The 23,462-nt window shown below is 47.5% G+C and carries 19 protein-coding genes; 18 read left to right on the top strand and 1 reads right to left on the bottom strand.

Annotated features, from left to right (window positions below; all coding sequences use genetic code 11):
• Positions 1-253: 253 nt before the first annotated feature.
• Entirely contained in the window at positions 254-553 is a 300-nt protein-coding gene (locus tag QMA09_RS02680; RefSeq protein ID WP_290211921.1) for a YtpI family protein, read from the bottom strand.
• A 93-nt stretch (positions 554-646) separates the two neighbouring features.
• Here QMA09_RS02680 and QMA09_RS02685 point away from each other — a divergent pair, with 93 nt between their 5' ends.
• From QMA09_RS02685 to polA, 18 genes are all read left to right on the top strand, one after another.
• A complete protein-coding gene (locus QMA09_RS02685; protein WP_290211922.1) occupies positions 647-1,585 on the top strand; it encodes a DHH family phosphoesterase in 939 nt (312 codons plus the stop codon).
• Between the two features lie 21 nt (positions 1,586-1,606).
• On the top strand, positions 1,607-4,663 hold the full coding sequence (gene dnaE / locus QMA09_RS02690; protein ID WP_290212036.1) for a DNA polymerase III subunit alpha: 3,057 nt from the start codon (positions 1,607-1,609) through the stop codon (positions 4,661-4,663).
• A gap of 113 nt (positions 4,664-4,776) precedes the next feature.
• Positions 4,777-5,427: a FadR/GntR family transcriptional regulator gene (locus QMA09_RS02695; RefSeq protein ID WP_290211923.1), complete on the top strand. Its 651-nt coding sequence runs from the start codon at positions 4,777-4,779 to the stop codon at positions 5,425-5,427.
• Positions 5,411-6,289: an acetyl-CoA carboxylase, carboxyltransferase subunit beta gene (gene accD / locus QMA09_RS02700; protein ID WP_290211924.1), complete on the top strand. Its 879-nt coding sequence runs from the start codon at positions 5,411-5,413 to the stop codon at positions 6,287-6,289. Before QMA09_RS02695 ends, accD begins: the two co-directional genes overlap by 17 nt.
• Positions 6,276-7,259 carry an acetyl-CoA carboxylase carboxyl transferase subunit alpha gene (gene accA, locus QMA09_RS02705; protein WP_290211925.1) on the top strand — a complete coding sequence of 328 codons (984 nt, stop codon included), beginning with the start codon at positions 6,276-6,278 and terminating at the stop codon, positions 7,257-7,259. Before accD ends, accA begins: the two co-directional genes overlap by 14 nt.
• Before the next feature lie 182 nt (positions 7,260-7,441).
• A complete protein-coding gene (pfkA, locus tag QMA09_RS02710) occupies positions 7,442-8,401 on the top strand; it encodes a 6-phosphofructokinase (protein ID WP_135500336.1) in 960 nt (319 codons plus the stop codon).
• Between the two features lie 21 nt (positions 8,402-8,422).
• The gene (gene pyk / locus QMA09_RS02715; RefSeq protein WP_290211926.1) at positions 8,423-10,183 is read left to right on the top strand and encodes a pyruvate kinase; all 1,761 of its coding nucleotides are present in this window, start codon (positions 8,423-8,425) and stop codon (positions 10,181-10,183) included.
• Between the two features lie 24 nt (positions 10,184-10,207).
• Complete coding sequence (locus tag QMA09_RS02720) at positions 10,208-10,591, top strand: FxsA family protein (protein WP_290211927.1); 384 nt, start codon at positions 10,208-10,210, stop codon at positions 10,589-10,591.
• A gap of 185 nt (positions 10,592-10,776) precedes the next feature.
• Positions 10,777-11,892 (top strand): citrate synthase, encoded by a 1,116-nt coding sequence (gene citZ / locus QMA09_RS02725; protein WP_135500333.1) that lies wholly within the window; start codon positions 10,777-10,779, stop codon positions 11,890-11,892.
• A gap of 75 nt (positions 11,893-11,967) precedes the next feature.
• Positions 11,968-13,233, top strand: coding sequence for an NADP-dependent isocitrate dehydrogenase (gene icd, locus QMA09_RS02730; RefSeq protein WP_135500332.1), 1,266 nt, complete (start codon positions 11,968-11,970; stop codon positions 13,231-13,233).
• Positions 13,234-13,296: 63 nt separating this feature from the next.
• Complete coding sequence (mdh, locus tag QMA09_RS02735; RefSeq protein ID WP_290211928.1) at positions 13,297-14,235, top strand: malate dehydrogenase; 939 nt, start codon at positions 13,297-13,299, stop codon at positions 14,233-14,235.
• 561 nt (positions 14,236-14,796) lie between these two features.
• Entirely contained in the window at positions 14,797-15,273 is a 477-nt protein-coding gene (locus QMA09_RS02740; protein ID WP_135500330.1) for a MaoC/PaaZ C-terminal domain-containing protein, read from the top strand.
• Between the two features lie 44 nt (positions 15,274-15,317).
• Positions 15,318-16,025: a response regulator transcription factor gene (locus tag QMA09_RS02745; RefSeq protein ID WP_135500329.1), complete on the top strand. Its 708-nt coding sequence runs from the start codon at positions 15,318-15,320 to the stop codon at positions 16,023-16,025.
• On the top strand, positions 16,022-17,419 hold the full coding sequence (gene pnpS, locus QMA09_RS02750) for a two-component system histidine kinase PnpS (protein WP_290211929.1): 1,398 nt from the start codon (positions 16,022-16,024) through the stop codon (positions 17,417-17,419). The genes QMA09_RS02745 and pnpS overlap by 4 nt, the downstream gene beginning before the upstream one ends.
• A gap of 14 nt (positions 17,420-17,433) precedes the next feature.
• A complete protein-coding gene (locus QMA09_RS02755) occupies positions 17,434-18,648 on the top strand; it encodes a carboxylate--amine ligase (protein WP_290211930.1) in 1,215 nt (404 codons plus the stop codon).
• Positions 18,649-18,818: 170 nt separating this feature from the next.
• Complete coding sequence (hflK, locus tag QMA09_RS02760) at positions 18,819-19,778, top strand: FtsH protease activity modulator HflK (protein WP_290211931.1); 960 nt, start codon at positions 18,819-18,821, stop codon at positions 19,776-19,778.
• Positions 19,778-20,758 (top strand): protease modulator HflC, encoded by a 981-nt coding sequence (hflC, locus tag QMA09_RS02765; RefSeq protein ID WP_290211932.1) that lies wholly within the window; start codon positions 19,778-19,780, stop codon positions 20,756-20,758. The genes hflK and hflC overlap by 1 nt, the downstream gene beginning before the upstream one ends.
• An 80-nt stretch (positions 20,759-20,838) precedes the next feature.
• A complete protein-coding gene (gene polA, locus QMA09_RS02770) occupies positions 20,839-23,460 on the top strand; it encodes a DNA polymerase I (RefSeq protein ID WP_290212037.1) in 2,622 nt (873 codons plus the stop codon).
• Positions 23,461-23,462 lie beyond the last annotated feature (2 nt).

The raw sequence follows: 23,462 nt of genomic DNA on the forward strand, positions 1-23,462 counted from the left end.
AAATTCGTTGGCTACTCTCTTTAATGAGAGCTACATGCTAGCAACCGTTATGGCCACGAAGACTCCTGTGGGACAGCGAAAGCTGAAGACCCCGCAGGAACGTCAGTGACGAGGAGGCTGAAGCTGAGCCCACGGAAAGCGAAGTGGCCAGAACGGTTGGAAGATACACAGTTATTCATGTTGATTAGATTTTGTCTACAGTCTAAAACCTCTCCAAGAAGGAGAGGTTTTAGTTCTTACAGCTATTTACGGCTTACTGGTTCAAGCGCGCTTCTTCGGCAACAAATTGGTGGTAATGTTTAGCCGCTTTGTAATTCGTGACCATCATCGCTATGCCTAATACGATGAAAATGCCGGCAATGATGTAGGTGACGGCTGTCTGGAAGACGAAAAGCTGGTTGATGCCGAAAAAGAGCATAAAAGCACCAAGTGAAAAGGATGCCGTAGCGCCGTACCACTTTTTGCGGATCGGCAGCACCGCGCGGAATTGTTTTGTTTTATAATAAAAATAAAAAACAAATGATACAATGATCAATAATACGAATACTAACATAAGGGACCTCCTGTCATGCATAATTCATTTCTATTGTACTTAGAAAAGCATGGAATTGCGAATGGATTTCCTTATAAATGGAGGAACTTGGATATGAACAGTCAAATCATCGACACAATTGAACAGTATAGCAAGATCATTATCCATCGCCATGTTCGCCCGGATCCTGATGCTTACGGATCGCAGCTTGGCCTGAAATACCTCCTGCAGCATAATTACCCGGAAAAACAAGTTTTGGCGGCAGGCGAACACGATTTCACGCTCGACTTTCTCGGTTATCCGGATACCGTCGAAGATCAGGACTACGCAGGCGCCCTGGTGATTGTCACGGATACGGCCAATACTGAACGCGTTGATGACCAGCGCTACAAGACCGGGGAAAAAATAGTGAAAATCGATCACCATCCGAATGATGACGCTTATGGAGACTTGCTTTTGGTCGATACCAAAGCCAGTTCTGCTTCTGAACTCGTTTTCGAATTGTTTGCATACGGCCGTCAGCACAAGGGGTGGGAGCTGCCAGCTTCAGCTGCACGCCAGCTTTATGCCGGCATCATCGCAGATACAGGCCGATTCCTGTTTCCGAGCACGACGGAAAAGACATTCGACGTAGCCGGTGAATTGATCAAGGCTGATTTCGACCGCAATGAACTCCATAACGGCTTGTATGAAATGGATCGCAGTTTGCTACATCTGCAGGGCTATATTTATCAGAACTTCGTTATGGAAAGCAGCGGTGCTGCCCATGTCAAAATCACAATGGATATTCTAAAGGAGTTCGGCGTTACAGCGACGGAAACTTCTCTTCTAGTCGGTTCCTTGGGCAACGTAAAAGACTTAAAAGCATGGGTTATTTTTATCGAAGAAGAAAATGAAATCCGTGTACGCCTGCGCTCTAAAGGCCCGGTCATCAATGGCTTGGCAAAAGAGTTCGGCGGCGGGGGTCATCCAATGGCTTCTGGTGCTACAGCTTATTCATGGGAAGAAGCGGACCGGGTTGTTGCGCGCCTGAATGAAATTTGCTCATCGTAAAAAGGAGGGATAGTGTTGTCAATGGTCTACCCGCATATAAGCACTTCGGCTGATCTGCTGAAAAGCACGGTGCGCCTTGACGAACTTTTCCCTTTCCTGAAACAGCAAGGGACCGTCTCGGCTGCCATCGTCAATACGAAATTATACGGCATACTGCCCTTTTGGGAAGCGTGCAAAAAGGCGGGCATCCATGCGGTGGCCGGCCTTTCGGCGTTTATTGAATTTGATGGACAAGAATATCCAGTAGTGCTGTATGCCCGGTCCAATGCCGGCTACCAAAATTTATTGAAAATAACGAGCGCATTGTCCACCCGGGATAAAAATTCAATTCCGGAGCAATGGCTCAAAGCCTATAAAGACGGACTGGTCTGTGCAATTCCGAATTCCATCCAGTGGACGCTGACAGACCGGGGTGAAGCGTTCCGGTATTTGCAGTCGGTATTCGGGGAGGAATGCTTCGCAAGCGTCAGCCGGCCGGGCGGGGAACGGACGGAATACGAAGAAGGGTTCGTGGCGCAATGCACCGAACTCGGGCTTGCCATCTTTGCCACACAAGAATGCCGCTATTTGCGCGAAGAAGATGCATTTGCTTTTGAAGTGGCTTCCGCAATCGGCCAAGGCTTGAAAATGAATGACCCGGAACGCAAAAAGCCTGGGCACGCAAAAGCATATGTGCCAACAGCCCAAGAATTTTCCGGCTGGTTCTCGGACCGCCCGGAATGGGTCGCTGAAGCAGCGGCGCTCATGGCGGGCTGCCAAGTGGCGATTGCTTTGCACAGGCAATTGCTCCCTATGTTCCCGTTGCCGGAAGGAACGGACCGTTTGCGTTACATAGAAGAACTTTGCAAGACGGGCCTTGAGGAGCGGCTTCCTGGTACAACTGCGGCTTATTCTCAGCGATTGTCATATGAATTGGGTGTCATAAGCCAAATGGGCTTTATCGATTATTTTTTGATTGTCGCTGACTTCATGAAGTTTGCCCGTGAACAGGAAATTCTGACAGGGCCGGGCAGGGGATCTTCTGCCAGTTCGCTTGTCGCTTTTTCTTTGCGCATAACAGACGTCGATCCGCTCGAACACGGGTTGTTATTTGAACGTTTCTTAAATCCTGAACGCGTCACGCTGCCGGATATCGATATCGATTTCGCCGACCATCGCCGCCATGAAGTTGTGGAATATGTCGCACGAAAATACGGCAAAGATAAAACAGCTCAGATCATTACGTTCGGAACTTTATCTGCAAAAGCGGTCGCACGCGATACTGCCAGGGTTTTCGGTTTTGAGGCGGAAGAGCTGGAGGCGATCTCCAAGATGATTCCAAACCGTCTGGGCACGACGCTAAGGTCTGCATTAAAAGAGTCCCCCAAATTCAGCGATTGGGTCATTGCCAAAGAAGAACGGAAAACCTGGTTCAAAACCGCATTGAAATTAGAGGGGCTGCCGCGGCATGCCTCGACGCATGCAGCAGGCGTCATATTGAGCCCTGCACCGCTTGTCGACCTCGTGCCGATTGAAAAAGGCAGCGAAGACATCTACATCACCCAATGGCCAATGGGTGAGCTGGAACAAATCGGCCTGCTGAAAATGGATTTTCTCGGCCTGCGCAACTTGACGATTCTCGAACAAATCCGGCGGCTGCTGCATCGCCAAAGCGGAAAGTGGATCGATTACCGCAAAATACCGCTCCAAGACGATGCCACTTACGCCTTGTTAGCGAAAGGTGACACGACGGGCATCTTCCAGCTTGAAAGCGATGGGATGAGGCGCTCGCTGCAGCAAGTCAAACCGACAGCTTTCGGCGATATCGTAGCGGTCAACGCATTATTCCGGCCAGGTCCGATGGAGTTTATTCCGTTATACGCTCGCCGCAAGCATAAACAGGAAACTGTGGCCTACGCCCATCCCATACTGGAGCCGATTCTGGCGGAAACTTATGGTGTTATTGTCTACCAGGAGCAAATCATGCAGATTGCTGCACAGATGGCAGGCTTTTCACTCGGAGAAGCCGACCTGCTCCGGCGCGCAGTCAGCAAAAAGAAACGCGAAATTCTCGATGAGCAGCGTCTGAACTTTACAAAAGGTGCAGCTTCAAAAGGCTTCCCTGCAGCTGCAGCGACTGAAGTCTACGATTTGATCGTCCGTTTTGCAGATTATGGATTTCCGAAAAGCCACGCCGTCGCTTACAGCATGATTTCCTATCAACTGGCATTTATGAAGACGCATTACGCCCTGCCGTTTTATGCGGCGATGCTGGCGAACAGCGCAGGTAATAACGAAAAGATCCAGCAATTGCTGCAGGAGATAAAAGGGCGCAGCATCCCGGTTCTTCCACCATCAATCCAAGAAAGCGGCTACTCGTTTTCAGTGGATGGCGAAGGGATCCGGATCGGGCTGAATTCAGTGAAAAGCGTACCAGGCAATGCCATCAAAGCATTGCTGAACGCACGCAAAGAAGGTCCGTTCACCAGCATGTACAATATTGCCGAACGCATCTCTGCCGTGCATTTCACCAGAAAAGCGTTTGAACCGCTTATAAAAGCGGGCGCATTGGATGGGTTTGGACTGGATAGAGGAGTTCTGCTGGCGTCGCTTGACAGTGCGGTGAAACACGCTGAACTGGTTAAGCCCAATGAAGAGCCTGGACTCTTTGACGATATGGGGTCAAGCTTTATGAAGCCGAAATACGCCAAAGCTTCACCCATGCCGGAAAACTTGAAACTTGATTTTGAAAAAGAAGTGCTCGGCTTTTATTTGTCGATGCATCCGATTGCGCGGGAAAAAGAACAGCGTCAAAAAACGTTTGCTGATTTAGCGGAATTGAAAAACAGCAAAGACCGCGAACCCGTCCTTGTGCTTGGAATGGTAGAGGATGTCAAACGGATCCGTACAAAAAAAGGAGACGCAATGGGGTTCGTCACGTTGCAGGATGATACTGGTCCTGCATCCGTCACGTTATTCCCGGCCGAATACGCCAAGTTCAACGCGTTGCTTGAAATAAACGCCATTTTGGAAGTGCAAGGCATTATTGAAAACCGCAACCAAAAAACAGCCATTATATGCAAAACAATCGATAGCTGACTGCCTTTCTTCCAGGAAAGGCAGTTTTTTCTTTACGTATGGCGAAAAGTTTTGTATTCTAAACAATATGAGTGGCCAGACCACTTTCAAATTAATGGAAAATAGGGGCGACCATGAATCAATCAAAGCGATATTTAGACATTGTCAAAGAAATCCGAGACATGATCCGGCAGGAGAAAATCAGGCCGGGCGACCGCATTCCATCTGAAAGGGAACTGGCAGAAAAGCTTCAAGTCGGCAGATCGACGCTCAGGGAAGCGCTGCGGAGCCTTGAGTTATTGGGGCTCATCGAAACACGCAGGGGAGAAGGGACGTTCCTTTCCGACCATCGCAACCATAAATTAGTGGAGGTATTATCCACTTTCATATTGCAGGACAACCAATCCCGGAAAGATGTCTGGGAGACACGGTTGATGCACGAAATCTCGGCAATCCAGTCTATCTGCCAAAACAAAGCGTTGGTGGAGCTGCGCATTTGGGACAGCTTTAAGAAAAGGCTCGAAGGCGAAAGTTTTCAACGGGCCGATTTCGTCCGTGAATTGATGGTTTTGTCAGGCAACCGGCTATCGTTGAAAATTTGGTTTCTGCTGCACCAATACAGCGGCAGCCCGTATTCACACGAAGTGTCGGAAGACGAAAAGGATTTGATGCTTCCGATATTGGATGCACTCGAAAATCAGCAAGAAGAGAAGGCGATCCACGCTTTTAAATCCTGGAGTGAATGGATAGAAAAAAGGAGAATGCTAAATGGCGATAATTCGTGAAATATTCAAACGCAATAAAGATGATAGAGAAGCGACGATCCCTTCAAAAAAATCAAAGGATGTGCCGGAAGGGCTGATGACAAAATGCCCGGAATGCAAAGAAATCACTTTGACGAAAGATTTGACCAAGTTACTGAAGGTCTGCCCGAAATGCGACCATCATTATAAAATGACTGCCTACGAACGAATTGATAGCTTGCTGGATGAAGGCTCTTTCCATTCGATGGATGACCATTTGAAATCAGAGAATCCGCTTGGTTTTCCTGGCTACACAGAAAAAATCAAAGCCGATAGCGAAAAGACAGGCTTGAACGAAGCTGTCTTGACAGGTATCGGCAAAATTGGCGGCCATGAAATTTCGATCGCCGTCATGGATTCACATTTCCGCATGGGCTCGATGGGTTCTGTTGTCGGAGAAAAAATTACCCGTGCCATCGAAGCGGCAACCAGCCGCGGTATTCCATTTTTGATCTTTACAGCGAGCGGCGGTGCACGCATGCAAGAAGGTGTCTTGTCGCTTATGCAAATGGCTAAAACAAGTGTTGCATTAAAACGCCACAGCAATGCCGGTCTCTTATTCGTTTCCATTTTGACGCATCCGACAACGGGTGGCGTATCGGCCAGTTTTGCATCGGTCGGCGATATCAACATCGCGGAGCCGAAAGCACTCATCGGTTTTGCGGGCCGCCGGGTCATTGAACAAACGGTGCGCGAGAAACTGCCGGAAGATTTCCAGACAGCTGAGTTCCTATTGGACCATGGGCAATTGGATGCCGTTGTCCACCGCGGAAAAATGAAAGAAACTTTAACAGCAATCGTTAAACTTCACGCGAAAGGGGCTGAACACAATGCCCAAGCATAAATCATCGAAAAAAAATGCGCCCAAATCGATGGGCTTCGAAGAACCGTTGATCCAATTGCACAAAAAAATCAATGAGTTAAAAGAGTATTCGGCTACGGCGGAAGTGGATTTGAGTTCGGAAATCAAGAGTCTCGAAGACCGTCTGTCAAAGCTGGAGAATGACATCTACGAAAACATGAAGCCCTGGGACCGTGTGCAAGTGGCGCGCCACCCCGAGCGTCCGACTACCTTGGATTATATCCCGCTCATCTTTGAAGAGTTCATTGAATTCCACGGTGACCGTTTATACGGCGATGACGAAGCCATTGTCGGCGGCATCGCTTCTTTTGAGGGGCAGCCTGTTACAGTGATCGGCCATCAGCGAGGGAAAAGCACGAAAGAAAACATCCGCCGCAATTTCGGTATGCCGCATCCCGAAGGCTACCGGAAAGCCCTACGCCTGATGAAGCAAGCAGAGAAATTTAAACGTCCAATTATTTGCCTGATCGATACGAAAGGTGCCTATCCGGGCAAAGCGGCTGAAGAACGCGGCCAAAGTGAGGCAATTGCACGCAATCTTGTGGAAATGGCAGGTCTTGAAGTACCGGTCTTGTCGATTGTCATCGGTGAAGGAGGCAGCGGCGGGGCACTTGCACTGGGTGTCGGAAACCATATTCTGATGCTGGAGAATTCGACGTTCTCCGTGATATCCCCAGAAGGTGCCGCTTCGATTCTTTGGAAAGATTCGGCACTTGCCCAAACGGCGGCGGAAGCGATGAAAATCACTGCACCCGATTTGCTGGAAATGGGCATCATCGAACGCATGATTCCTGAAGTGCGCGGAGGCGCGCACCATAACGCACAAAAACAAGCCGAATTTATGGCTGCAGCAATCAAGGAATCTTTAGTGGAGCTGAATAAGCTGAGCAGCGATGAACTGATCAACCAGCGCTACGAAAAATTCAAATCCATTGGCGTATTTAGTGAATAAAGGACCGCTTCGGCGGTTTTTTTTCGTTGCCTTGGCAAAATGAATGCGCTGCCTTTTCAAATGCGCTTGATTTATTAACGAAAAAACAAAGAATTAACAGAATAACATGGTTTTCAAGACTGACAGTCGAGTGCCCGCGTGGTAAGGTGAAAAGAGTAAACGGAATAGCAGGAGGGATTTGCATGAAACGAATAGGTGTTTTAACAAGCGGAGGAGATTCTCCGGGCATGAATGCTGCGGTACGGGCTGTCGTGCGAAAAGGTATTTTTGAAGGAATCGAAGTATTCGGTGTGTACAGTGGCTATCAAGGGTTGATTGACGGCAAAATCTCGAAGCTAGAAGCTGGGGATGTCGGTGATATAATTCAGCGCGGTGGAACAGCCTTGTATTCGGCAAGATGTCCGGAATTCATTACGGACGCTGGCCAGGAAAAAGCGATTGCGCATATGAAAGAACACGGCCTTGAGGGGCTAGTGGTCATCGGCGGCGACGGTTCATACCGCGGGGCCATGGCGCTTACGAAAAAAGGGATTCCAGCAGTAGGGGTTCCGGGTACGATCGATAATGACATTCCGGGAACGGATTATACAATCGGATTTGATACGGCATTGAATACGGTAATCGAAGCGATTGATAAAATCCGCGATACGGCAACGAGCCATGAACGGACATTTATAATAGAAGTAATGGGCCGCGATGCCGGGGACCTCGCTTTATGGGCAGGGCTTGCGGGTGGAGCAGAAACCATTCTGATACCGGAACAAGCTTTTGACCTGGATGACATGATTGACCGATTGGAAAAAGGGAAAAAGCGCGGCAAGAAGCACAGTATCATCATCGTTGCTGAAGGCGTCATGAGTGCACAGGAATTAGCGAACCTGCTTTCAGAGAAATCGGATACCGAAACACGCATCTCGGTACTCGGCCACATCCAGCGCGGCGGTTCACCAACTGCACGCGACCGGGTTCTTGGCAGTTTGTTCGGCGCTCGCGCAGTGGAAGCATTGCTGAAAGGCGAAGGCGGACAAGCGATTGGCATGGTCAATAACAAAGTTGTCGATTATGATATGGAAGAAGCATTCAAGCTGAAACGCAAAGTGGATATGAGCTTATACAATTTATCCAAAGAACTATCAATTTAAAAGCCTATTGGAGTGAGCACATTGAGAAAAACAAAAATCGTTTGTACAATTGGACCGGCAAGTGAAACGCCGGAGCTTTTAGAAGCATTGATCAATGCAGGCATGAACGTTGCCCGCTTGAATTTTTCACACGGAAGCCATGAAGAGCACGCGCTTCGCATCAAACGAATCCGTGAAGCGGCAGAAAAAACAGGGAAAATTGTCGGCATTCTGCTGGATACAAAAGGACCTGAAATCCGTACCCACCAAATGGAAAACGACTCGATCGATTTAGAGACTGGCCAAAGCATCGCCATCTCGATGACGGAAGTGCTCGGAACCAAAGAAATGTTTTCTATCAGCTACGGCCGGTTGATTGACGATGTTCACGTCGGATCGGTCATCTTGCTTGATGACGGATTGATCGAATTGCATGTCACTGGCATCGACAAAGAAAAAGGTTTGCTTCATACAGTGGTGGAAAATGCTGGGACTTTAAAAACGAAAAAAGGTGTTAACGTACCGGGCGTGTCTGTTCAATTGCCAGGCATGACAGAAAAAGATGCGCAGGATATCCTGTTCGGAATCGAACAAAACGTTGATTTTGTTGCAGCTTCATTTGTTCGCAGAGCTTCTGATGTCATGGAAATCCGCCGCCATTTGGAAAATAATAACGGTTCGCATATCCAGATCATTCCGAAAATCGAAAATCAGGAAGGCGTCGATAATATCGATGAAATTCTTGTTGTTTCTGACGGCTTGATGGTTGCACGTGGAGATCTCGGCGTAGAGATTCCTGCAGAAGAAGTGCCGCTTGTCCAAAAATCGTTGATTGAAAAATGCAATAGTGCAGGCAAGCCGGTTATCACGGCTACGCAAATGCTCGATTCTATGCAGCGCAATCCGCGTCCGACAAGAGCGGAAGCCAGCGATGTCGCCAATGCCATTTTTGACGGCACCGATGCAATCATGTTGTCAGGTGAAACAGCGGCGGGGATTTATCCTGTCGAATCAGTGGAAACGATGCACCGCATTGCAGTGACGACAGAAGCTGCGTTGAACTACAAGCAGCTTGTCGACAACCGCCGCAAAGAGAAAGAGCCGAACATGACGGAAGCAATCGGCCAGGCTGTTGCCTATACGGCGCTGAACTTGAAAGTGAAAGCCATTATTGCCCCGACTGAAAGCGGGCATACGGCGAAGATGATTTCAAAATACCGTCCAGGCGTACCGATTATTGCAGTGACTTCTTCTGAACGGCCATCACGCAAGCTTACCCTTGTTTGGGGTGTCCAGCCGATTGTCGGCCGGAAAGTGATGTCAACCGATGAAGTTCTTGAAAATGCGGTGGAAGAAAGTCTGCAGCACCATTTTGTAAAACACGGCGATTTGGTCGTGATTACTGCGGGTGTGCCAGTTGGCCAAGCCGGCACGACGAACTTGATGAAAGTCCATTTGATCGGCGACAGCATCGCACAGGGTCAAGGAATCGGAAAAATGAGTGCTTTCGGCAAAACGCTTGTAGTAAGAAACTCTGAAGAAGCATTGGCTTATGACGCAACAGGCAAGATTATCGTCACAATCGGCTCTGACCGCGACATGATGCCAGCCATAGAGAAATGTGCCGGTTTGATTACGGAAGAAGGCGGATTGACGAGCCATGCAGCTGTAGTCGGTTTGAGCCTGGGAATTCCGGTCATTGTCGGAGTTGAAGGTGCCACTTCATTGATCAAGAACGATTACGACGTCACGATAGATGCAGAAACTGGCATTATCTATGACGGCCATGCCAGTGTTTTATAAGTTCAGCAAGGAGGGTAATCCGTTATGAAATGGTTTTTCTTAGCTTTAATCATCGTCCCGACACTGGAACTTACGCTGCTTTTGTGGGCGAGCGACGCCATGGGAATCTTTCCGACGCTAGGATTAATCATAGCAACAGGTTTGATTGGTGCTTTTTTGGCTAAGAAACAAGGATTGAAAGCACTTCGTGACATACAGGACAGCATGGGGCGCTTGCAGCCGCCAGGCGAACACCTGATCAACGCGGCATTGGTGCTGGTCGGCGGCGTCTTGCTTTTGACCCCCGGCTTCATCTCCGATGCAATCGGGCTGTCGCTTCTGTTCAGGCCAACCCAAAAGATCTATAAGCCGATTGTCGGCAAAATAATTCAAAAAAAGATGCGTGTCACTCGGATTATCGAAGGATAATCCCGAGTGAAACCATCGTTATTTTGAGAAAAGTTTCACAAAAACAAGCGTTTTCATTCACAAATTCTACAATGTTGATTATAATGGCTAGGTAAGGAAATTTATTCATGCTCGAAAAAAGAGGATAACCCATCATTCGGGGTTTTTTTTTGGAATGATGAATTACAGTAGAAGGAGCGATTTTAATGACATCGTCAAAAGGTTTAGAAGGTGTAGTAGCTACACAATCAGCCATCAGTTCAATTATTGATGACACTCTTACATACGTTGGCTACGATATTGATGATTTGGCAAATAATGCCAGTTTTGAAGAAGTGATTTATCTTTTATGGCACCAGCGCTTGCCGAAAGCGGATGAGCTGGCTGAACTAAAACAGCAATTGGCTGATAATATGTCAGTGCCACAGGCAGTATTGGATCATTTCAAAACATACGAAATCAAAAAAGTTCATCCGATGGCTGCATTGCGTACAGCAGTATCGATGCTTGGCTTGTTCGATGAAGAAGCTGAAGTGATGAACCCTGAAGCGAACTACCGCAAAGCGATCCGCATCCAGGCCAAAATCGCTACTTTGGTGACTGCATTCGCACGCGTCCGCAGCGGCCAAGAGCCGGTTGCACCTAAAAATGATTTGAGTTTTGCAGCTAACTTCCTTTACATGCTTTCTGGAAACGTTCCAGCAGACATCGAAGAAGAAGCATTCAACAAAGCTCTAGTTCTTCATGCTGACCATGAATTGAACGCATCTACATTTACTGCACGTGTTGCAGTCGCTACTCTTTCAGATGTCTATTCTGGTGTAACTGCGGCAATCGGCGCATTAAAAGGCCCATTGCACGGCGGCGCAAACGAGCAGGTTATGAAAATGTTGACTGAAATCGGTTCAGTAGATAACGTAGAAAAAGTCATTAATGAGAAATTGGCGAACAAGGAAAAAATCATGGGCTTTGGCCATCGCGTTTACCGCAAAGGCGACCCACGTGCAAAACACTTGCGTGAAATGTCTCAGAAATTGACGAAAATTCGCGGAGAAGAAAAATGGTACGAAATGTCGATCAAGATTGATGAAATCGTCAGCGGCCAGAAAAATCTTCCGCCGAATGTCGACTTCTATTCGGCATCCGTCTACCATTCATTGAACATCGAGCATGACTTGTTCACGCCGATTTTCGCAGTATCACGTACTTCAGGCTGGCTTGCCCACATTTTGGAGCAATATTCAAACAACCGCTTGATTCGTCCGCGCGCTGAATACATCGGACCTGGAATGCAAAAATATGTTCCAGTTAACGAAAGATAATCATTTTTTAACCAATAAACCATAGGACGGGCAATTTGCACCGTCCTATTACATGACTACAGGAGGCTATTTTAAATGACAGGCGAAAAAATCACAGTAGAAAACGGCGTTTTAAACGTTCCTAATAATGCAGTAATTCCTTTCATCATCGGTGACGGCACTGGGCCGGACATCTGGAATGCGGCTTCACGCGTTCTTGAGCAAGCTGTAACAAAAGCTTATAACGGTGAAAAATCAATCGTTTGGAAAGAAGTTCTTGCTGGACAAAAAGCATTCGACGAAACTGGCGAATGGCTTCCGGAAGAAACGCTTGACGTTATCCGCGAATACTTGATCGCAATCAAAGGACCTCTTACAACGCCAATCGGCGGTGGTATCCGTTCATTGAACGTTGCTTTGCGCCAAGAATTGGATCTTTATACATGCTTGCGCCCTGTACGTTATTTCGAAGGCGTACCTTCACCGGTTAAACGCCCTGAAGATACGGATATGGTCATTTTCCGCGAAAACACGGAAGATATCTATGCGGGCATCGAATACGCTAAAGGTTCTGATGAAGTTAAGAAATTGATCGCTTTCCTTACTGACGAAATGGGCGTTAAAAACATCCGCTTCCCAGAAACTTCAGGAATCGGCATCAAACCGATTTCAGAAGAAGGAACAAAACGCTTAGTTCGTGCTGCAATCAACTATGCAATCACTGAAGGCCGCGAGTCATTGACGCTTGTCCACAAAGGGAACATCATGAAGTTCACTGAAGGAGCTTTCAAGAACTGGGGCTACGAAGTTGCTGAGCAAGAATTCGGCGACAAAGTGTTCACATGGAACCAATATGACAAGATCAAAGATGAGCAAGGAACTGAAGCTGCTGATAAAGCACAAAAAGAAGCTCTTGACTCTGGCAAAATCCTTGTCAAAGATTCAATCGCTGATATCTTCCTTCAGCAAATCCTTACACGCCCAAGCGAGTTCGATGTTGTTGCAACAATGAACTTGAACGGCGATTACATCTCTGACGCATTGGCTGCACAAGTAGGCGGAATCGGAATTGCTCCAGGAGCAAACATCAACTACTTGACTGGACATGCGATTTTCGAAGCTACTCACGGTACAGCTCCTAAATATGCTGGCCTTGATAAAGTAAACCCTTCATCAGTCATCTTGTCAGGCGTTTTGATGCTTGAGCACTTGGGCTGGAATGAAGCGGCTAAATTAATCATGGCTTCTATGGAGAAAACAATCGCTTCTAAAGTAGTCACTTATGACTTCGCACGTCTTATGGACGGCGCTACAGAAGTGAAATGTTCTGCATTCGCTGACGAATTAATTAAAAATCTTTAAAAATTGGAGGGGGAAACCCCTCTTTTTTTATTTACCCAAATACGAATTCAAAGGAGAGTTTCTATGACATTCAAACGTAAAAAAATTTCGGTCATCGGTTCAGGATTTACAGGCGCTACAGCTGCATTTCTATTGGCACAAAAAGAATTGGGCGATGTTGTACTGGTCGATATTCCACAAATGGAAAACCCGGCAAAAGGCAAAGCGCTCGATATGGCAGAAGCTGGCCCTGTTCAAGGGTTTGACGCGCGGGTAACCGGGACAGCGAATTATGAGGATACCAAAGGCTCCGATTTGGTGATCATCACTGCGGGAATCGCCCGCAAGCCGGGCATGAGCCGGGATGATCTTGTGCAGACGAACCAAAACGTCATGAAATCCGTGACGGCTGAAATCGTCAAGTATTCACCGGATACGACGATTCTCGTATTGACGAATCCGGTCGATGCGATGACATATACCGTCTATAAAGCATCGGGATTGCCGAAAGAACGCGTTATTGGCCAGTCCGGCGTATTGGATTCTGCACGCTTCCGTACATTTGTTGCAGAAGAACTCAACGTTTCGGTCAAAGACGTTACCGGATTCGTCCTTGGCGGCCATGGCGATGACATGGTGCCCTTGGTTCGCTATTCATACGCAGGAGGCATTCCGTTGGAGACGCTCATCGCTAAAGAGCGTCTTGACGAAATCGTTGACCGCACACGTAAAGGCGGAGCTGAAATCGTCAACCTGCTCGGAAACGGCTCTGCTTACTATGCGCCAGCTGCCTCTTTAGTGGAAATGGCTGAAGCGATCATCAAAGACCAGCGCCGCATTCTGCCGTCGATCGCCTATTTGGAAGGCGAGTACGGGTTGGATGGCATTTACCTCGGCGTGCCGACCATTCTGGGTGCAGGCGGCATTGAAAAAATCATCGAAATCGATTTAAACGAAGAAGAGCGGGCATTGCTTAACAAATCAGCTGAATCCGTGAAAGTTGTAATGGATCTTTTGGTGTAAATATTAATCAGCCGGGCAGGAATTTTCCTGTCCGGTTTTTATTTTTAAAAATGTAAAATATTAAATAAGTAAGTTGAACTAAGGCAATAACTTATTAAACATCGCTTCGGACGCTTTGGGCAATGCAAAGAATATTGCTCCTGCGCAAGCTCGTCGCAAAGGAGTTGCCAAAAGTATCTGGCACCTCCTTGGCTCCCATAATGAGTCGGGAAGAGCACCCGTCTCATTACTCCGCCTAGCCCTTGGTCGCGTCTTCGCTGGATAAGTAATTTGAAAGAAAAAATTCACGTTGTTCAGCTATTTCGTAGATACGCAGCAAAATTGCGGAGACGCCTGCGGGAAAGCGAGACAGCTGAGACCCTGCAGGAGCGAAGCGACGAAGCGGCTCAGCGCTCGCCCGCGGCAAGCGCAGCAATTTTGCGGAGTATCCACAACTAATATCCTTAACTAATACCCTTGGCGGGTGCTTTTCTAGCACTCCGCCAAGGATATTATACCCGCTTGCACTTATAACGCATTACTTGATACTATAAGGGTAGCAAGATTTAGGAGGGGAATTTATTGTTGCTTGGTAAGAAACGTAAATTAGGCCGAAAAATCGAGGATATGAATGTCGGGGAAAAATTGAAACTCACAGAGAAGATTGAAGACAAAGATCTGCTTCTTTATCTGGGGTTGACGAATGACGGGAATCCGCTGTATATCCAGCACGATTTTGCTTCCCAGACCGCATTTGAAAAACCGGTTGTGCCAAACATCATGCTGACGGGCATTATCACTTCAGCAATCTCCAAATACTTGCCGGGCCCAGGCTCGTATATTAATGAACAGCGATTGAAATTTGTTAAACCGGTATACCATTATTCAACGATCGACTTCTTGCTGGAAATCGTTGAGATTGACGAAAAAAACAACCTGGTAAGCGTACGGGTCGAAGCAACTGATGAAAACGGCAACACCGTTGTTGAAGGAACGGTGCATGTTAACCCGCCGCAGTTGCTGAATCAGCTGGCCACACATGCAATGGATAATTTCTAAACGGTTTGAGATGGGGGTTTCAAACTGAATGTGGAGGATGTCAAATGCTGAATAAAATACTGATTATCGAAGATGAACATTCAATTGCTACGCTCCTATCTTATAACCTGGTGCAAGCGGGATTTGAAACGATTGTCGCCAACGACGGGAAGCAAGGCTATGATTTGGCGTTAAGCGAGAAACCATCGCTCATCGTCCTTGATTTGATGCTGCCATCAATGGACGGTGTGGAAGTGTGCAAAGCGCTTCGCCAAGAGAAGGTGAATACTCCCATCATTATGCTGACTGCAAAAGATGATGAATTCGATAAAGTGCTCGGGCTGGAACTCGGAGCCGATGATTATATGACAAAACCTTTCAGCCCAAGGGAAGTTGTAGCACGCATCAAAGCAGTGCTGCGGCGTTCGGTTACGACTCCGACGCCAAAAGGAGAAACTTCCGCGCCTATGGTACTGGGCAGTTTAAAAGTGTTTCCAGATCGGTTCGAGGTTTTTCTGGATGAAAAACAGCTTGATTTCACTCCGAAAGAGTTCGAACTTCTTGTCTACTTGATGGAAAACAAAAATCGTGTGCTGACACGCGACCAGTTATTGAGTGCCGTCTGGAAATACGATTTTGCAGGCGATACGCGAATTGTGGATGTTCATATCAGCCATCTGCGTGAAAAAATCGAGGAAAACAGCCGCAAACCGGTTTTCATCAAGACGATTCGGGGGCTGGGCTATAAATTTGAGGAGCCGAAAGCGGGATGAAGTCATTTCAGCATCGCTTATTGATGACAATCCTTGCGTGGCTCGGTATATTGCTGGCTGGCCTATTGCTCATCATCGGCCAGCTTTTTCCCATTTACGCAGAATCGGGAAATCAAATGCAATTATGGATCTGGCTTGCGCTTATTTTTGCGCTGGCCATGATTTTTTCGGCTATTATCGGCTACCGGATCATCAAGGTCCAGGCCATGCCGATTGAAAACGTGACAGAAACCGCGTTGGAGTTGGCCAAAGGAAATTACCAGGCGCGCGCATATGAATACAGCAACATCGGCACAGTCGAACTCAGTTCTACCATCAATGTCCTGGCAAGGAACCTGCAGGAAATAACAGCTGTCCGTGAAATGGAACAAGAACGGCTGAAAACACTGATTGAAAATATGGGCAGTGCGCTGATCATGATTGATCGCCAAGGTTCGGTGTCGCTTGTCAATAAATCATTCATGTATGAATTCGAATTAGCTGAAATGGATGTCAATAAGAAATTCTACAAAGAAGTTCCGATTCCCCAGGTTCTGCAGGAGTTTATCGAGCGGGTTTTTATGATGGAAAAACCTGCCCGCGAACAGCTTGCATTCAACCAAGGGCTGAGCAGCCGCCATATTGATGTCTACGGTGCGCCGGTAATCGGTGAACAGGAGCAATGGCATGGCATTGTCATCGTGCTGCACGATATCACAGAACTAAAACGGTTGGAGCAGATCCGGAAAGATTTCGTGGCGAATGTATCTCACGAATTGCGGACGCCAGTGACGTCGATAAAAGGGTTTTCCGAGACGCTTTTAGACGGGGCCTATAAAGATCCCGCCACGTGTGAATCGTTTTTGGAAATCATCCATAAAGAAAGCAATCGGCTGGAAATGCTGATTGAAGATTTGTTGGAACTTTCGCGGGTGGAACAGTCCGGCTTTAAAGTGGATGCCCATCCAACGGATATGGAAGCGATCATTTACCAAGTGAGGGAAATGGTGCAGAAAAAACTGGAAGACAAAGGGATCGAGTTGAACCTTCAGCTCGAACCCGTTATTGTCCAAGGAGACCCAAACCGGCTTGTCCAGGTCATGATGAATTTATTGGTCAACGCTATGACCTATTCGCCGGAGCAGACGGTGATCACCATCCGGTTATTTTCACGCGGCAATGAAGCCATTATTGAAGTGGAAGACCAGGGAATCGGCATCGCAAAAGCTGAATTCAGCCGTTTGTTTGAACGTTTTTACCGGGTGGACCGGGCGAGAAGCCGAAACTCCGGCGGAACCGGACTGGGATTATCCATCGTCAAACATTTAATCGAAGCACATCACGGCAAAGTGGAAGTCAAAAGCGAAGTCGGCAAAGGCTCAACGTTTATCATCCACTTGCCCTTAGCAAGTTAATCTAGGAGGAACATATGGAAACAAACCCATTTTTGCCGATTATTATTGGCACAGACATGAACGCTTACAACATGGCCATTTCTTTTCACGAAGCATATGGCATTAAACCAATTTTGGTCGGCAAAGAACCGTTGTCATTTACAGCAATGAGCACAATTACCGAAACAATTGAATTGCGTTCGGGCTTATCGGATTCCGCACAATTTGCCGGGATCATGACCGCTATCGCCCAAAAATACAGAACACCTGGCAAGACCTTGCTGCTTGTTGGCACCAACGACTTATACGTGCGCTTGATTATCGAGAACGCGGCAATACTGAAAGAGTTTTTTGTCTTTAATTATATCTCCGAGGACTTGATGAACAAGCTGCAGGTCAAATCGAATTTCTATAAATTATGTGCGGAGCACGGCATCGATACACCTACGACTTATTTCTACGATTGCCGTTCAAACACGCCGTTCGAAGAACAGATGATGTATCCGGTCATCGCCAAGCCGAGCAACGGAATTGCTTATAACCTCAACAAATTTGATGGCCAGCAAAAAGTCTATAAAGTCGAAAATCCGCGTGAACTGCAAGATGTCATCAATAAAATCGTCGGCAGCGGCTACGACGATGAGCTGATCATCCAGGATTTCATCCCGGGCGACGACACGTATATGTGGGATTCCGTCATTTACGCAAGTTCAAAAGGCAAGACCCAGCTGGTGACGTTTGCGCAAGTCGTGCTGCAAGAACATACTGTTACAGCAATCGGCAATTACACAGCGTTGATCACCCGCTATAACAAGGAAATGATGGTCAAGCTGCAAAACTTCCTGGAAGCGGTCGGCTATAACGGCTTCGCGAATTTCGACTTGAAATTTGATGAACGCGACGGCAAGTTCAAAGTGTTTGAAGTGAATATCCGCCAAGGGCGTTCGAGCTATTACGTGACGGCACTTGGCCACAACATGGCATCGTATCTTGTTGATGACTTGATTTACCATGTGGAAAAGCCGGTGACGTATTTGAACGAAGATTTCCTCTTCACGGTAGTGCCGAAAATCGTGCTGCGCAAATTCGTCAATAACAAAGCAGTTCAACGGGATATCAATGAATTGCTGAAAAAAGGCAAATACGGCAATCCACTTTTCTATAAGAAAGATACGCATTTAAAGCGTAAATTATACTTGTTTGCACGCCAAGTCAATTATTATAAGAAATATAAGAATAATCAGTGGTAAGTTTAACATTAGGTTAACACTGGCTTCACAATCGGATGTTATTGTTTAATAGAACCCCCTTCAACCGCATGAAGGGAAAAAGAGCCCTTCCCCGGGGCTCTTTTTCTATTTTCTGAAACTTTTTCAAGATTCTGCCGTATATGAAATAGTAGAGAAAAGGGGGAACAAAAATGTCCGTTAAAAAGATCTTAGCTATCATTGGATTGTCCATTTTCGGAATCCTGTTGCTGATTGCTGTGTTCACATCATGGTATACCGTAGATGAATCCGAGCAGGCGGTAATCGTCACATTCGGTGTCGCCAATGAGACGATTGTCGAACCGGGGCTTCATTTTAAGATGCCTTGGCCGATACAGAAAGCCGAAATCCTATCAAAAGAAACGTATAGCCTCCAATTCGGCTATAACCAAAACGAAGACGGCGAAATCGTCGCTTTTGACAAAGAAACGAAAATGATCACGGGGGATGAAAATATCGTATTGACCGATCTGGTCGTGCAGTGGAAAATCACCGATCCGAAAAAATACCTGTTCAATGCAGAAAATCCGCAAGATGTGCTGCACGATGCGACATCGGCTTCCATCCGCTCCATTATCGGCAGTTCGCTCATTGATGACGCGCTGACTTCCGGAAAAGCGGAAATCGAGGCGGAGACAAGAGACTTGCTCGCTTCCTTAATGGATAAATACGATTTCGGCATCACCGTGTTAGCCGTTAAACTGCAGGACGTCGAGCTGCCGAATGAAGAAGTTCGTGCAGCGTTCACCAATGTGACGGATGCTCGCGAGACGATGAACACAAAAATCAACGAAGCGCGGAAATACGAAAACCAGAAGCGCAATGAAGCACTGGGTGAAAAAGCGGCCATCAATTCACGTGCCGAAGGGCAGAAAGTGGCCCGCGTCGAGCAGGCACTTGGAGACGTCGCATTGTTTGATAAATTATACGCAGAATATGAAACCAATCCGGAAGTGACGCGCCAGCGGATTGTTATGGAAACACTTGAGACCGTATTGCCTAACGCGAAACTTTACATCATGAACGACGAAGGCGGAACAATGACGTACTTGCCGTTAAATGAAACACAGACAATCGTGCCGCCGGCAGCAGAAGAAGGGGGAGGAAACTGATGGAGCCGAATAAACCGCAGAACAATCCCGTAAAACCGAACCCGTGGGAAAAGCCGCTGAAGCCGAAAAAACCGAAAACGCCGAGAGAACCGATTAATTTCAAGAAATACTGGAAATTGATCACGGTCTTGTCGCTGGCGCTGTTTGCTTTGATCGTCCTGCTGACGAATGTCTATGTCGTAAAAGAAAACGAGTACCGGGTGGTCCGCCAATTCGGTGAAGTTGTCGGCATCTATGAAGAACCGGGCATCCGTATGAAAATCCCGTTTGTGCAAAGTGTCAGCACGCTGCCGAAATACCAGATGACCTATGATGTTTCCGAAGCGGAGATCAACACAAAAGACAAAAAACGCATCATCATCGACAATTACGCAGTGTGGCATGTCGTCAACCCGCGTGAACTGATCACAAATGCTGTAACGATCGTCAATGCGGAATCGCGGATGGAGGAATTCATCTACTCGGTTGTGCGGACCGAACTTGGGCAATTGAATTACGATGAAATCATCAATGATGAAAATTCTTCACGCGGCAGTTTGAATGACAATGTCACAGCCCGCGTCAATGAATTGCTGGAGAAAGACCAATACGGCATTCGCGTTGTCGACGTCCGCATGAAACGCACGGACTTGCCGGAAGAAAACGAACAGTCGGTCTATACCCGGATGATTTCAGAGCGGGATTCGACCGCACAGGATTATCTGTCACAAGGCGATGCGAAAAAACGTGAAATCGAAGCGCAAGCTGACCGCGAAGCGCAGGAAGTGATTGCTTCCGCTAAAAAGGAAGCGGCGCTGATCCAGTCGGAAGGTGAATCCGAAGCTGCTAAAATCTATAATGCTTCTTTTTCCAAAGATCCGGAATTCTATGAGCTGTACCGTTCGCTTCAGTCTTATACCAAAACAATCGGCGACGACACGGTGATCATCTTGCCGTCCGATTCGCCTTACGCCCAAATTCTCTCCGGGAATTTGGAATAGCCGCAAGCCGTCATTTCTCTTCTTTTTGCCCGCGTGGTAAAATAGAAGGAATGACGGCTTTTGTTTATGAGAGGGGTAATATTGTGGCAAAGAAGATTTTATTATTGGACGGAAACAGTTTGGCGTACCGCGCGTTTTTCGCGCTGCCGCTATTGACGAATGAACAAGGGATCCATACGAATGCAGTATACGGCTTTACGATGATGCTCCAAAAAATACTGGAAGAAGAACAGCCGACGCATATGATCGTGGCGTTCGATGCCGGGAAAACGACGTTCCGCAATGAGATGTTCGGGGAGTATAAAGGCGGGCGCCAAAAAACACCACCCGAACTGTCGGAGCAATTTCCATATTTGCGCAAGCTGATCGATGCATACCGCATCAAGACCTATGAATTGCCGAATTACGAAGCGGATGACATCATCGGCACGTTGAGCCTGGAAGCGGAAAAAGAAGGCGATGAAGTCATCGTCATTTCCGGCGATAAGGATTTGACGCAATTGGCGTCTGCATCGACTACGGTATACATCACCCGCAAAGGGATGACGGACATCGAGAAATACACCGTCGACCACATCCGTGAAAAATACAACTTGGCGCCTTTGCAGATCATCGATATGAAAGGCCTCATGGGCGATGCTTCGGATAACATTCCAGGGGTTCCGGGAGTCGGCGAAAAAACGGCATTGAAACTGCTGGCAGCACATGGCAGCGTCGAAGGCGTCTATGAAGCGATCGATCAGCAGAAAGGCAAGATGAAAGAAAAACTCGTTGCCAATGAAGACCTTGCGTACATCAGCAAGAAATTGGCGACGATCGAACGCAGCGCACCTGTGGAAGTTTCCATTGAAGAATTGTCCTATCCAGGCCCGGACCACGATGAATTGGTCAAAGTATGGAATGAGCTGGCATTCAAATCGCTTCTGGAAAAACTCGATTACACGGCTGAGGAAACGACCAAAAAAGAATTGGAATTCGAAGTGCTGACGGAACTTGATGCGTCGATTCTGGAAGACGAGATGGCGATCCACCTGGAAATGTACGATGAGCAATACCACACATGCGACTTGCTCGGTGTTTCATTGGCGACGGCTGACAAGACCTACGTCGTGCCGATGGAGACGATCACGCAATCTCAAGCGTTCAAAGAATGGTTCGCAGACGATTCGAAGAAAAAATACATGTCCGATTCGAAAGCGGCAACGGCTGCTTTCTACCGCTACGGCTTAGGTGTGGACGGCGTCGATTTTGACTTGATGCTCGGCGCGTATATTGTCAATCCGTCATTGACGTATACGGATTTGGCGAATATCGTTCAGGAATACGGCTATACGGATGTCGCCCAGAATGAGCAGATCTACGGCAAAGGCGCGAAAAAAGCGGTGCCTGAAGCAGCTATCCTCAACGAGCATATGGCCAGAAAAGCACGCACGATTTGGGAAGTGCGCCCGATGGTCTTGAAGAAGCTCCAGGAAAACGAGCAATTCGATTTGTACAATAAGCTGGAGCTTCCGCTTGCCACGATTTTGGGTGAGATGGAATCGTTCGGCGTCAAAGTCGATAAAGAGCAATTAGTGGAAATGGGCAAGGATTTGTCGCATAAACTCGAGAAAATCGAATTCGATATTTACGGCCTTGCAGGCGAACGGTTCAACATCAATTCGCCGAAGCAATTGGGCGTGATCCTGTTTGAAAAACTTGGATTGCCGGTGCAGAAAAAGACGAAAACGGGCTATTCCACGGCAGCAGATGTTTTGGAGAAGCTCGAAGGCAAGCATGAAGTCATTTCCTATATTCTGATGTACCGCCAATTGGGCAAGATCCGTTCTACTTATATAGAAGGTTTATTGAAGGAAATCCATGAAGACGGCAAAGTCCATACGCGTTTCCAACAGGCATTGACGACAACAGGGCGTTTGAGTTCGATCAACCCGAACTTGCAGAACATCCCGGTGCGTTTGGAAGAAGGGCGCAAAATCCGCAAAGCCTTCGTGCCGTCTCAGTCGGGCTGGGTCATGGTCGCTGCCGATTACTCGCAGATTGAATTGCGCGTGCTGGCCGATATGTCGAAAGACGAAAGCCTGATCGAAGCGTTTCAGAACGATATGGACATCCATACGAAAACGGCGATGGACGTTTATGGCGTCGGAGCGGAAGAAGTGACACCGAATATGCGCCGTGCTGCAAAAGCCGTCAACTTCGGCATTGTCTACGGCATCAGCGATTACGGTTTGTCGCAAAACTTGAACATCACCCGCAAAGAAGCGGCAGAATTCATCGATACGTATTTGAAGAGCTTTCCTGGCGTCAAGCGCTACATGGACGAGAGCATCCAAATGGCGAAGAAAAACGGCTTTGTGACGACGATCATGAACCGCCGCCGTTATTTGCCAGACATCAACAGCTCGAATTTCAATTTGCGCAGCTTTGCAGAACGCACAGCGATGAATACGCCGATCCAAGGCAGTGCCGCTGACATCATCAAAAAAGCGATGATCGACATGGCGGATGCCTTGAAGCGTGAAAATATGCAGACGCGCATGCTGCTTCAAGTGCACGATGAACTGATCTTTGAAGCGCCGCCGAATGAACTTGAGAAATTGAAGACATTGGTGCCGCAAGCGATGGAATCGGCCGTCACGTTGAATGTGCCGCTGAAAGTCGATTTCGCATTCGGTGATACTTGGTACGATACAAAATGATA

Source organism: Planococcus sp. APC 3906, from assembly GCF_030407685.1.
GTDB lineage: Bacteria > Bacillota > Bacilli > Bacillales_A > Planococcaceae > Planococcus > Planococcus koreensis.

What these genes read in the sequence shown, in the direction of transcription:
- QMA09_RS02680 (WP_290211921.1), bottom strand. Translation starts at nt 553, where the DNA reads ATGTTAGTATTCGTATTATTGATCATTGTATCATTTGTTTTTTATTTT.
- QMA09_RS02685 (WP_290211922.1), top strand. Translation starts at nt 647, where the DNA reads ATGAACAGTCAAATCATCGACACAATTGAACAGTATAGCAAGATCATT.
- dnaE (WP_290212036.1), top strand. Translation starts at nt 1,607, where the DNA reads ATGGTCTACCCGCATATAAGCACTTCGGCTGATCTGCTGAAAAGCACG.
- QMA09_RS02695 (WP_290211923.1), top strand. Translation starts at nt 4,777, where the DNA reads ATGAATCAATCAAAGCGATATTTAGACATTGTCAAAGAAATCCGAGAC.
- accD (WP_290211924.1), top strand. Translation starts at nt 5,411, where the DNA reads ATGGCGATAATTCGTGAAATATTCAAACGCAATAAAGATGATAGAGAA.
- accA (WP_290211925.1), top strand. Translation starts at nt 6,276, where the DNA reads ATGCCCAAGCATAAATCATCGAAAAAAAATGCGCCCAAATCGATGGGC.
- pfkA (WP_135500336.1), top strand. Translation starts at nt 7,442, where the DNA reads ATGAAACGAATAGGTGTTTTAACAAGCGGAGGAGATTCTCCGGGCATG.
- QMA09_RS02720 (WP_290211927.1), top strand. Translation starts at nt 10,208, where the DNA reads ATGAAATGGTTTTTCTTAGCTTTAATCATCGTCCCGACACTGGAACTT.
- citZ (WP_135500333.1), top strand. Translation starts at nt 10,777, where the DNA reads ATGACATCGTCAAAAGGTTTAGAAGGTGTAGTAGCTACACAATCAGCC.
- icd (WP_135500332.1), top strand. Translation starts at nt 11,968, where the DNA reads ATGACAGGCGAAAAAATCACAGTAGAAAACGGCGTTTTAAACGTTCCT.
- mdh (WP_290211928.1), top strand. Translation starts at nt 13,297, where the DNA reads ATGACATTCAAACGTAAAAAAATTTCGGTCATCGGTTCAGGATTTACA.
- QMA09_RS02745 (WP_135500329.1), top strand. Translation starts at nt 15,318, where the DNA reads ATGCTGAATAAAATACTGATTATCGAAGATGAACATTCAATTGCTACG.
- pnpS (WP_290211929.1), top strand. Translation starts at nt 16,022, where the DNA reads ATGAAGTCATTTCAGCATCGCTTATTGATGACAATCCTTGCGTGGCTC.
- QMA09_RS02755 (WP_290211930.1), top strand. Translation starts at nt 17,434, where the DNA reads ATGGAAACAAACCCATTTTTGCCGATTATTATTGGCACAGACATGAAC.
- hflK (WP_290211931.1), top strand. Translation starts at nt 18,819, where the DNA reads ATGTCCGTTAAAAAGATCTTAGCTATCATTGGATTGTCCATTTTCGGA.
- hflC (WP_290211932.1), top strand. Translation starts at nt 19,778, where the DNA reads ATGGAGCCGAATAAACCGCAGAACAATCCCGTAAAACCGAACCCGTGG.